The following is a 565-nucleotide window of genomic DNA, read 5'->3' on the forward strand; positions in this document are numbered from 1 at the left end:
GAGTAGGCAGAGAAAATCCAAGCAAAACAACACGTTAGACGGTGTTATTAATTCGCTTGCCGCTTAAGGTTCTGTACATGAGGAAGCCGTATGCTTGCCTTTTAACTATGAAAATTCACAACTAAATATTGCAGCTAGTATCGGCTCGGCTGTGGCTCCTATTGATGGTGCGGAGTCTGAAACTCTTTTAGAGAAAGCAGATCACGCCATGTATTTAGTTAAGCGTCAGCGTAAACAAGAAAGGGGAGGTTAGCGTCTTCTTTATCGCCTATTGATAATCATTGTTGTTTGTCTTTCTGCGTTTTGTATGGCCTTGCTTAACAAACGAGGATAGCCATCACTCTTTTGAATATAGTTGTGGTATTGGTTGTGGAGTAACATCACCAGCTTTTCATGTGTAATGAAAGGTGATGCTCTACACTGGATGGTGATCCATATCAAAAAGTAAGAAAGATAGCCTAATCCCGACAGGAGTCGTTTATGGGTAAGCGTTCACCAGCCCCCCGTTGACAGTCGAATGTGACGATCATCTCTTGATCCCCTTTCGGGGGTTGATAGATCCTCC

Annotated in this window: 1 protein-coding gene; it reads left to right on the forward strand. The window is 43.2% G+C overall.

What is annotated here, in order from left to right; genetic code table 11:
• Positions 1 to 94: 94 nt before the first annotated feature.
• Positions 95 to 253 (forward strand): diguanylate cyclase domain-containing protein, encoded by a 159-nt coding sequence (locus ACYVG7_RS09895; protein ID WP_460882970.1) that lies wholly within the window; start codon positions 95 to 97, stop codon positions 251 to 253.
• Positions 254 to 565 lie beyond the last annotated feature (312 nt).

It is taken from the genome of Pseudaeromonas pectinilytica (genome assembly GCF_054780855.1).